The 9,914-nt window shown below is 40.8% G+C and carries 10 protein-coding genes and 2 rRNA genes; 6 read left to right on the forward strand and 6 right to left on the reverse strand.

The features are described from left to right. The 5 genes from B9T26_RS15400 to B9T26_RS15420 form a co-directional block, all read left to right on the forward strand. Positions 1-944 (forward strand): class I tRNA ligase family protein (locus B9T26_RS15400; RefSeq protein ID WP_143223038.1); only part of this gene is annotated, 944 nt, incomplete at its 5' end. After that, positions 937-1,479, forward strand: a complete 543-nt coding sequence (gene lspA / locus B9T26_RS15405; protein ID WP_086200516.1) for a signal peptidase II — start codon at positions 937-939, stop codon at positions 1,477-1,479. The genes B9T26_RS15400 and lspA, both read left to right, overlap by 8 nt. Next, positions 1,472-1,954, forward strand: a complete 483-nt coding sequence (locus B9T26_RS15410) for an FKBP-type peptidyl-prolyl cis-trans isomerase (protein ID WP_086200517.1) — start codon at positions 1,472-1,474, stop codon at positions 1,952-1,954. Before lspA ends, B9T26_RS15410 begins: the two co-directional genes overlap by 8 nt. A 150-nt stretch (positions 1,955-2,104) precedes the next feature. Next, a complete protein-coding gene (locus B9T26_RS15415; protein WP_086200518.1) occupies positions 2,105-2,647 on the forward strand; it encodes an NADPH-dependent FMN reductase in 543 nt (180 codons plus the stop codon). A 408-nt stretch (positions 2,648-3,055) separates the two neighbouring features. Beyond that, positions 3,056-4,096, forward strand: coding sequence for a TauD/TfdA family dioxygenase (locus tag B9T26_RS15420; protein WP_086200519.1), 1,041 nt, complete (start codon positions 3,056-3,058; stop codon positions 4,094-4,096). A gap of 69 nt (positions 4,097-4,165) precedes the next feature. Here B9T26_RS15420 and B9T26_RS15425 read toward each other — a convergent pair whose 3' ends face one another. Continuing rightward, positions 4,166-5,350 carry a PQQ-dependent sugar dehydrogenase gene (locus B9T26_RS15425; RefSeq protein WP_086200520.1) on the reverse strand — a complete coding sequence of 395 codons (1,185 nt, stop codon included), beginning with the start codon at positions 5,348-5,350 and terminating at the stop codon, positions 4,166-4,168. Between the two features lie 459 nt (positions 5,351-5,809). On the opposite strand from B9T26_RS15425, the gene B9T26_RS15430 reads away from it, so the two are divergent. After that, the gene (locus B9T26_RS15430; RefSeq protein WP_086200521.1) at positions 5,810-6,370 is read left to right on the forward strand and encodes a type 1 glutamine amidotransferase domain-containing protein; all 561 of its coding nucleotides are present in this window, start codon (positions 5,810-5,812) and stop codon (positions 6,368-6,370) included. A gap of 64 nt (positions 6,371-6,434) precedes the next feature. On the opposite strand, the gene B9T26_RS15435 is transcribed toward B9T26_RS15430, so the two are convergent. From B9T26_RS15435 to B9T26_RS15455, 5 genes are all read right to left on the reverse strand, one after another. Beyond that, on the reverse strand, positions 6,435-6,758 hold the full coding sequence (locus B9T26_RS15435; protein ID WP_086200522.1) for an ankyrin repeat domain-containing protein: 324 nt from the start codon (positions 6,756-6,758) through the stop codon (positions 6,435-6,437). Positions 6,759-6,773: 15 nt separating this feature from the next. Further along, the gene (locus tag B9T26_RS15440) at positions 6,774-7,619 is read right to left on the reverse strand and encodes a hypothetical protein (RefSeq protein ID WP_086200523.1); all 846 of its coding nucleotides are present in this window, start codon (positions 7,617-7,619) and stop codon (positions 6,774-6,776) included. Positions 7,620-7,704: 85 nt separating this feature from the next. Next, positions 7,705-9,054 carry an aromatic acid/H+ symport family MFS transporter gene (locus B9T26_RS15445; RefSeq protein WP_086200524.1) on the reverse strand — a complete coding sequence of 450 codons (1,350 nt, stop codon included), beginning with the start codon at positions 9,052-9,054 and terminating at the stop codon, positions 7,705-7,707. Between the two features lie 436 nt (positions 9,055-9,490). Beyond that, a 5S ribosomal RNA gene (gene rrf / locus B9T26_RS15450) occupies positions 9,491-9,605 on the reverse strand. Between the two features lie 193 nt (positions 9,606-9,798). Then, positions 9,799-9,914 (reverse strand): 23S ribosomal RNA (locus B9T26_RS15455); the annotation flags it as partial.

The raw sequence follows: 9,914 nt of genomic DNA on the forward strand, positions 1-9,914 counted from the left end.
GAGGTTTTCCGTTTCTGGGATCGCCTCTGGGGATTCCCTTTATGAAAGGCGGGGGGGTAAAAGAATTCTTTGGCCGTGCCTCGGACGGTTACCGCCGTATCCGTAACACATTGCGTTTCTTGCTTGCCAACTTGAACGGTTTCCAGCCAGCAACTGATGCATTGCCAGTGGATCAGTTGATTGCCTTGGATCAATACATCTTGCAACGCGCAGCTGACGTACAAAAAACCATTCAGCAAGCTTATGAAGATATGAACTTCCATATCGTTACTAACGCGTTGACCAACTTCTGTATCAATGACTTGGGTGGTTTCTATCTCGACATCATCAAAGACCGTCAATACACCACCAAAGCAGATTCACAGGCACGTCATTCTGCACAAACTGCGCTGTATCATCTGGTACAAGCCTTTGTCCGCTGGATGGCACCGATCTTAACCTTTACTGCTCAAGAAGCTTGGCCTTTGATTCCAGGACAAAGCGAGAAGTACGTATTCACAGCTGAGTGGTATGACATTCCGGTGGCTTCAACTGCAAACCTGGTTTCAGAAGCCGACTGGCAGACTTTAATTAGCGTTAAATCTGCGGTAAACAAGCAAATTGAAGCGGCACGTAATGCCAAACTGATTGGTTCTAACCTGTCTGCCAAAGTTGAACTTTGGGCCAATGCGGAATTGAAAACAGTGCTTGATCAGTTAAGTGATGAACTTCGTTTTGTTCTGATTACTTCACAAGTGCTGGTGAATGACTTGGATGATGCTCAAGGTGAAGCGACCGATCTTGAAGGTTTACGCGTTAAAGTTTCAGCGGCAGATGGCGAAAAATGTGCACGCTGCTGGCATGTGCTTCCTGATGTAAATACACATCACGAACATCCAGGTCTTTGTTCTCGTTGTATTATTAACCTTCCTACAGGTCAAGGCGAAGAGAGAAAGTATGCCTAATCCGCAAAATAAAAAGGGCTTATTTCAATTCTATCCACACAATTTGCTGTGGGTCGGATTATCCATTTTGGCAATTATTCTGGATCAATGGACCAAATGGTTTGCAACAACCCATCTGAATTATGCAGATCCGGTACCTGTACTGCCCTTTTTAAACTGGACATTGCTACATAACTATGGCGCAGCCTTTAGTTTCTTGTCCGATGCCGGTGGATGGCAACGCTATTTCTTTACTTCGCTGGCAGCGTTAGTGTCTGTGATTTTTGTGTTTTGGCTGATGCGTATGCCGAAAAAAACTGTGGTTTTACCTATGGCGATTGCCCTGATTTTGGGTGGAGCCATCGGTAATTTAATTGACCGGGTATCTTTAGGTTATGTGGTCGATTTTATTCACGTGTATTACAACAACAGCCACTTTCCTGCTTTTAATATTGCAGATAGTGCCATTACCGTAGGTACTATCTTGCTACTGATCGATACGTTTTTCCTAGAGAAACAACGTATTCAACGTGCGGAAGCGCAACACAATGACTGATTTTATTAATCCAAACGAAGAAACTCGTATTGAAGATGGCTCTAAAGTCGAGCTGCATTTTTCGGTTGCCATTGAAAATGGTGTGGAAATTGACAATACCCGTAGCCGTGAAGAACCTGTCAGCCTGGTAATGGGTGATGGCAGCTTGTTGCCAGGTTTTGAAAAGGCCCTGTTTGGTTTACGTGCCGGTGACCGTCGTACCGTAAGTCTTCCTCCGGAAGAAGCATTTGGTCCGTGGAATCCTGAAAACGTACAAAAGTTTGACACGGTTAAATTCGAGCAGCCACCAGTTGTAGGCCATATGATTGAATTTGAAGATAAAGCCAAGCAAAGCTTATTTGGCGTGGTGAAATCGGTCGGTGAAGACATTACTGAAATTGATTTTAATCACCCGCTTGCCGGCAAAGATATTACCTTTGAGGTGGAAATCTTCAAAGTGACGCCTGCAGGCCAGCAAGGCATTAAAATTATGTAAGGGTTCAGCCTTATATGTTTAAAAGCTCCTTCGGGAGCTTTTTTATTTTCTGTTTTTATACAAAGATTGAAAAATACAAATCCATAATATTCAATGAATAACATTCATAATAAGTTAGAGATGAAAACTTTAAAAATTTAGGCTCAATACATGAAAATATATATTGTCGTGGGTAGCGTGCGTGAAGGCCGAACTGCCATTAAAGTAGCACGCTGGGTAAAACGCAGCATCGATCAAGCCAATTTTAGTACCGTTCAGGCCGAACTGGTCGACTTAAAAGAATGGGCCCTGCCGATTTTTGCCGGCAGCCATCCGCCAATAACAGGCATTTATGATCAACCCAAACAGCAAGACTGGGCCGACAAAGTTGCTTCGGGCGATGCTTTTATCTTTATTAGCCCTGAATATAATCACGGTTACAGTCCGGCGCTTAAAAATGCACTCGATTACGTCGGTAAAGAATGGCAAGGTAAACCGGCTGCGTATATTGGCTATGGTGCCACTAATGGTTCCCGTTCCATAGACCAGATTCGTCAGGTCGGTACCCAACTCGGTTTAATCGACAGTAATGCGATTATTGAAATTCGCGATATTTTTTCACGCAATAAAACCGAAGAATTTGAACCCAATGAATTTGACCAAAAGACTTTAAAAGGTGTGCTGGACAAACTGATTCAATACGTAAGTTCCTGATGTGTAGAACTGTTGTACGCTTAAGCTTACAACAGTTGCCGAATATATCCACTTTTCACACATTACCTTTCACGCTATATTTAACTCATAGCGAGACAGGAAGTCTCTAAGCTTAAAACTAAAAAGATAAGCGATATAACAGCAGGATGCTGCAAGGTACGACAGGAGTTATACCTTAAAATGAATATGAAAAAGCCTCGACAGGATGTCGGGGCTTTTTTTTGCCCAGGATGTTGATCTGACTGACCATTTATCGAAAACTTGAAGCAAAACCACTAAAATTTACATGCGACTGAAATTTCAAACCCTATAATCATAACCATTTAAAAATGATGAATCACTGGAATAAAACTCGGAATTATTCCAGACATCCTAAACAAAACAATAAAAATGTTTGAGAGAAAAGAAATGCAATTAGAACACCATTTGCTGAACAATTATGCCAAATTGTTTATTGCCCCTGAAAATAGCAATACCTCACAGGACTTGGCACAATATATTGAACAGAACCTTGAACAGCTGATGCAACAGTTACATCAGTACGGTATTTTGATTTTTCGTGGATTTAACATCCAGCATACCGATGAATTTCATCACCTGGTTGAACAGCAATTCAAATTCCAGCCCTGGAATGCTTTTAATCCCAATATGCCAAGTTGGGTGGCATCCTGGATGCGTAAATACAGTGAAAGTATTCTAGGTGCGGGCGATTATCGGCGTTATATTGACCGCAATACCGTTCAATTAGGCCCGGTCGAGAACTCTATCCAAGGTCCGCATGTAGAAGGTGGTGTTCGTTCTGAACGCTCACGTTATATTGCTTTATATTGTCAGGAACCCTCAACTTATCTGGCAGAAACAGGCTTTAATAATCTGGAACAGATTTGGGAAAACTTTCCCGAAACAGTAAAGCAGAAATACCAAGGCACCTGGAACCATTTTTCTTATGTTTCTTCACGCAAGGTCAATTTTATCGACCGGATCTTGCTGAAAAAAAGTCCGTTTAGCGTCTCTATACGGGCGGACAAAAAAGCCAAGCTGACTTTACAACGTTCACCTTTGGTCATTAAGCACCCGGTTACGCAAAAACTGGCAGTCCAACCTTGGGCATTTGCCAATAATACCAATCCATTTGCACATCAAGCAGCACAAAACTGCTTTGAAAATCGTGGTGATATTGAACTGGATTCTACTGCGGGTGGCATGCAACTGACCTGGGAAATTTTTAACCAGCAAGGTGAGCAAGTGGAATGGAACGATCAAGACAAGCAGGCCTTTTTTGATGCCATGTACCGTGATGCCCTGTTACTGCAATGGCAAAAAGGTGATGTAGCCATTGTGGATAATATCAAGATCGCCCATTGGCGTATGAATGGCGAACAAGGCAATCGTAAACTGATCCAGATCCAGGCCAATGCGTTTAATGCCGATGAGCATTATGCAGCCTAATACAATCCAATCATGAATGCCGATCTTTTCAAAAGCCCGCCTCAGGGCTTTTGAATATTATGGACTGCATTATTTCGCAGTCATTTTCAGCAGTCTGGCATTATTGCCATCTTCCAGCACCCAGATTGAACCATCTGGGGCTTGCAGCAAATCACGGATACGCTGCTTCATATCCACGCGCTGTACTTCAGCCACAGGTTTTATGGCTGTATCCACCACAACAATAGACTTGGAAGATAAACCGCCAATTAGGGCTTTATTTTTCCATACAGGGAATTGAGAACCGCTATAAAAAATCAGGCTGGATGGAGAGATTACGGGTGTCCAGCTGATTTCAGGTGCTTTAAATTCAGGACGGGTATTATGGTCAGGAATATCTCGACCATCATAATGATCGCCATTTGAAACCAGTGGATAACCGTAATTTTCACCTTTTAGAATCAGGTTTAGTTCATCTCCACCTTTAGGCCCCATTTCCACCACCCAAAGTTTCCCATTAGGATCGAATGCTATACCTAATGGATTTCTGTGACCCAATGACCAGACCTGTTTTGCAATCTCTCCTTGATTCGTAAATGGATTAGCTGCAGCTGGCGTTCCATCATCATTTAAACGTAATATTTTGCCTAAATTGGATTGCATATCCTGTGCAGGATCAAATTTCTGACGTTCACCCGAACTCACCCAAAGTTTTCCATCCTGACCAAACAGGAGTCGATGGGCATAATGTCCCTGACCTTGTACCTTAGGTACTTGTCGCCAAATAGTTTTCAGATTTTTAACTTGCGGTTTTTGGCTATTGGACAAATCTAATTCACCACGAGCCACCACCGCCCCGTAGCCTCCCTGTCCTGCTTCTGCGTAGCTTAAGTAAATGATGTGGTTCTGTTCAAATTGTGGATGCAAGGCGATATCACCCAAGCCGCCTTGTCCACCATAGGCCACTTTAGGCATGCCTTTAACTTCGGTCTTGTGTTTGGTTTGAGGATCAAATAGCTGTAACTTTCCCTTTCTTTCCGTGACCAGTAAATGTCCATCCTTTAAAGATGCAATCGCCCACGGTTCATTAAACTGTGCGAAGTCCGTCAGTTTATAAGCTTGATTAACTGAACCTGAAGAAGGTTTGGAAGATGTGGTTTCTGCGGCTGACTTGGATGCCGAATTTGCAACGTCCGTTTGTGCATTACATGCGGTTAAACTCGATGTACTGATGAATATGATTGTGGTCAGCATATGCTGTCGGAATATTTTCATCATTATTATCCTCTGCCATTCAAATAGCTCATCACTTTTATTCTAAGTACAATATTGAAAATCACTATTTTTTATTGGTAACAAACTTTCATTTCGCTTGGTCTGGTGGGGGGTTGTGTAAGAGATAACGTACATAAAATGGTTCTATTGGCGTATATCTCCTTCCAGATAAATTTCTTATTCTAAATTCATCAGGAGACAGGATGTTTCCCAAACAGAAAACAACAATAATAAGGTTTGAGCATCAGGACGTGAGGTAGAACAGCCGTTATACCTAAGCAACGCATACAAAAAAAGCCCCGATAGGATATCGGGGCTTTTTTTCATCTATTGTTTTTCTCTGTTGTTCTATCAGGCTTTTTTCTATAAATGCTTACAGTCGAAGGCTAAAAAAGCAACATTTCAAAAAATGCCTTATTGCTAAGCTAAAGACCCCTGCAGATATTGAGATATACAATCATGGTCAAGAAAGTTCTGTTTATCACCTCGAACGTGGGCATTGAACACGATGAATTAGTCCAGCCTTTGGATTTCTTGCAGTCGCATGGTTTTGTGGTGATTCATGCTGCAGAAAAAAATGAAGATGTCCAAACCATGGAAGGTGATAGCAAGCCAAGTGCACAATACACACCCGATACCACCATGCATGAAGTCAGTGCAGAAGATTATGATTTGCTAGTGATCCCTGGCGGGACAGTGAATGCTGATAAATTACGTATTAATGAAGATGCCCAGCGCATCATTCAGTACTTTGCCGATAACCAGAAACCGATTGCAGCGATCTGTCATGGGCCATGGGCATTGATTGATGCAGGTCGGGTCAAAGATAAACATCTGACTTCTTATAAAAGTATTAAGCTGGATCTGCAAAATGCCGGTGCAAAATGGGTCGATGAAGAAGTGCACCGCTGCAATACCAATGGTTGGGTGCTGATTACTTCACGTAATCCTGATGATTTACCCGCTTTTAATACCGCGATTGTTGAAGAACTGGAAGTGGATATGGATATTATCCCGTAGTTCTAAGCTGTTTCCAAAAAGGAACCCCAACTTGTGGGGCTTCTTTTTTATTTAAGTGATTGATTTAAGACAATCCTTTTAGGCTCTTTAGATAACTCACTATTTCTTGATTTCCTGCCATTTCGGCAAGTTCTAAAGCTGTATAAGTACTGCGATGGTTAATATTCGCACCTTTACTAATCAATAGCTTAACAACCTCTAGATGATCGTTTTCAGCAGCTGCATGTAAGGCGCTATAACCTTCTTCATCGGCAGAGTTGACATCCAGACCATCGTTGATGCCCTGTTCGACCTGGTCAATGTCGCCTAAGGATGCCCAGTACACCAGTTCAGGAAGATGTAGTTCGTCATCATCTTCAGGGATTGAGGAGAATGAGTTGAGTTTCATAATGCAGACCTTGGATTATTTTTCAAATAATGGCTTATATCTTGCCATAAGTTCCTCTTCGTCAAGCTCCAAAATAGATGATAATTTTTTATAATCTGGTAAAGGAGATCTCTTTAATATTGACTGAAACTCAGCATTATCATTTGGCTTGTACGTTAAAATTGATCCATATCCCTTTATCAATTTTAAATTTATTTTCTGCTTTGCAACTTCTGGAAACTCTTGTAAAAAATCATAAAATCCAATAATTAAATCATCTATTAAGACTATTAACCACTCACTTAAATCTATAACCCGAGCTAACTCGCTTAAGTCTGCAATTTGTGAAATTTCCTGACAATTAATGTTTATACTAGCCCTATTTGATTCTCTCTTATTCAAGATTTCCTTCTTAATTTTCTCACTTGATTCATTGCGAGTTTGCAGCATCTTAATTACGGATGAATAGTTGGAAAACAAAATAAGTAAATTGGGGATGTTATTCCATTTAGAAGGTGAACTGCTAGATATAAAGGCTAACTCATGATATGGAAAACTATAACTCTTATCCTCCAAAATTATAAATGGTATAGCGAAAAATCTTTTTAATGGATCATTACACAAGTTATTGTAGTAATTAAATTTGATAGCTATCAATGATTGATGGATTTCATTAGCTAACAATAGCCATTTATTTACAGTGTCCAACTTTCTTTTTTCTAACACTATTTTTTCTTGTCTATGAAAAACAAAATATCCAAGCAATGCGCCAAAAAAAGAAGAAAACAGAGCTATTGTTATTGGAAAAATATAATCTTTAAGAATATCTGGTTCTTGTTTTAATTGTAAAATTGCTTCTGCTATTAGTTGTTCTTCGCTCATATTTTTAACATGAATTTTTTTATAAAATTCATTTCTTATAACATGAAAAAGCCCCCTTTCGGAGGCTTCTTTTTAAACTTAATGTTTAAGCTTTAGACACTGCCGGTTCAGCTGACCCAATCTTTTCAGACTCATCATCATGCATAATCAATGCAACCGCAATCGCAGTAATTAGCACCGGTAAACCGACCGCCATAAAGTTGAAATGAGCAGGCAGGTTCATGCCTAGTAAGCCACCAATCAGGATTGGGCCTACAATCGCGCCCATACGACCAATCGCAGACGACCAGCCAATACCTGTCGAACGTACTGCCAATGGGTAGAACTGCGCAACATAGCTATATAGCAACATTTGCGAACCGATTGATGCTGCACCAGCCAGGAACACCAAGATGTAAAGTAAGAATTGGTTAGATGCAAAGCCCATTGAGCTCATCACAATCGCACCCATCATACCCAGGAACATTAGCACCGGTTTCAAGTGGAAACGATCCGCAAGAATACCGCCACCGACAATACCCACAACCGCACCAACGTTCATGACCATCATGAACATCAAGCTGTTGTCCATCGAGTAGCCTGCCGCCATCATTAATTTCGGTAACCAGCTGCTCAGTGCATACATGGTTAACAGACAAGTGAAGAACGCGACCCAGAATAGTAAAGTATTGACCGCACGACCACGACGGAACAAGCTCACCACGTTGGCTGCTTCAGGCACACTTTCCTGTGGTAAAGTAAATGTGGTCTGGTCCGTAACCTTGGTATTTGGCGACAGGCGACGCACAATACGACGTGCTTCAGCCTGCTTGTTTTGCTTTACCATAAACGCCAAAGATTCAGGCAAGAATTTCCAGATTACAGGCAGTAAAAATAAAGGAATACCGGCGATAAAGAACATGATTTGCCAACCAAAATCAGGCGTAAACCATGAACCAAGCAAAGCTGCCATGACTCCACCTACCGCATAACCGCTGAACATGGTAGTCACCAAGGTACTACGCATCTTTTGTGGAGCATATTCAGAAGTCAGTGCCACCAGGTTTGGCATCACACCACCAATACCAAGACCGGCAAGGAAGCGTAAAATGCCGAATTCAGTTGGGTTAGAAGCAAAACCACCTGCAAAGGTTAAACCGCTAAATAATACGATACAGATCATAATCACTTTCTTACGACCAATCTTGTCCGCTAAAGAACCAAAGATCATCGCACCAAACATCATGCCTGCAAGAGCTGTACTGGCAAGCATTCCTGCTTGAACGGCACTTAAGCCCCAGTCCTTCATTAATAGTGGTAAAGTTACACCATTAATTGCCAAATCATAACCATCAAATAAAATTACCAGTAAACACCAAGCAACTACATTGAAGTGAAAAGGCGTAAATTTCGCATTGTTGACTACAGAATTTATATCTACAGTTTCCATTGTCATCGTTCTCATCTCCCATGAGTACTTGTCCACATACTTAACAATCAATTGTTAAGTAAAATTTATCGCAGCCAATATACGCATATGATTTTTGATAAACAATAAGACTAAAGATTATGAACATTCCTTTATAATATTAATGATATCTATATGTATTAAAAGGATTTATTTATAAAATAAATGACTTTTAATTTGGTATTAATTACAGTGATACAGGTCACATTTTTGAATAAAAACCAATCAATCACTTTCTATTTATTAAAATAATCTAAACAATATCGAATATAAAAATGACTATAAAACTTGCTAATTTCAAAAAAAATATGCTCTGAATTTTTATATTTTTTATGGAATATCCTCTATAAATTTTTCCGCACACAAAAAAACACCCCCAACTCTCCTAGCAATGCTATTCGGGTTGGGGGTGTCTGGAATAATGAGCTGGCGATGACTTACTCTCACATGGGTAATCCCACACTACCATCAGCGCTAAGAGGTTTCACTTCTGAGTTCGGGAAGGGATCAGGTGGTTCACTCTTGCTATTGTCGCCAGCACAACTGTTTATGGATACTTGCTTTGGTCTTATTTAGACGCCAAGGCTTTCTACCAAATGAGTTCATTAACAGGTATATCTGAGTTGAATATTGTCATACTAACGAGCTTATGAATCAAGCTGTTTTGATGAATATCGAATCAATTGATCCTCACTTCTTTCGAAGTTCGTACAACAACTGTTTGGGTGTTGTATAGTCAAGCCTCACGAGCAATTAGTATTGGTCAGCTTCATGCGTCACCGCACTTCCACATCCAACCTATCAACGTCGTAGTCTTCAACGGCTCTTTAGGAGACATAAAGTCTCGG

Origin of the sequence: Acinetobacter sp. ANC 4169 (genome assembly GCF_002135355.1) — a bacterium.
Lineage (GTDB): Bacteria > Pseudomonadota > Gammaproteobacteria > Pseudomonadales > Moraxellaceae > Acinetobacter.

Coding starts and splice junctions, on each gene's coding strand:
- B9T26_RS15415 (WP_086200518.1), top strand. CDS start 2,105: ATGAAAATATATATTGTCGTGGGTAGCGTGCGTGAAGGCCGAACTGCC.
- B9T26_RS15410 (WP_086200517.1), top strand. CDS start 1,472: ATGACTGATTTTATTAATCCAAACGAAGAAACTCGTATTGAAGATGGC.
- B9T26_RS15445 (WP_086200524.1), bottom strand. CDS start 9,054: ATGACAATGGAAACTGTAGATATAAATTCTGTAGTCAACAATGCGAAA.
- B9T26_RS15420 (WP_086200519.1), top strand. CDS start 3,056: ATGCAATTAGAACACCATTTGCTGAACAATTATGCCAAATTGTTTATT.
- B9T26_RS15430 (WP_086200521.1), top strand. CDS start 5,810: ATGGTCAAGAAAGTTCTGTTTATCACCTCGAACGTGGGCATTGAACAC.
- lspA (WP_086200516.1), top strand. CDS start 937: ATGCCTAATCCGCAAAATAAAAAGGGCTTATTTCAATTCTATCCACAC.
- B9T26_RS15425 (WP_086200520.1), bottom strand. CDS start 5,350: ATGAAAATATTCCGACAGCATATGCTGACCACAATCATATTCATCAGT.
- B9T26_RS15435 (WP_086200522.1), bottom strand. CDS start 6,758: ATGAAACTCAACTCATTCTCCTCAATCCCTGAAGATGATGACGAACTA.
- B9T26_RS15440 (WP_086200523.1), bottom strand. CDS start 7,619: ATGAGCGAAGAACAACTAATAGCAGAAGCAATTTTACAATTAAAACAA.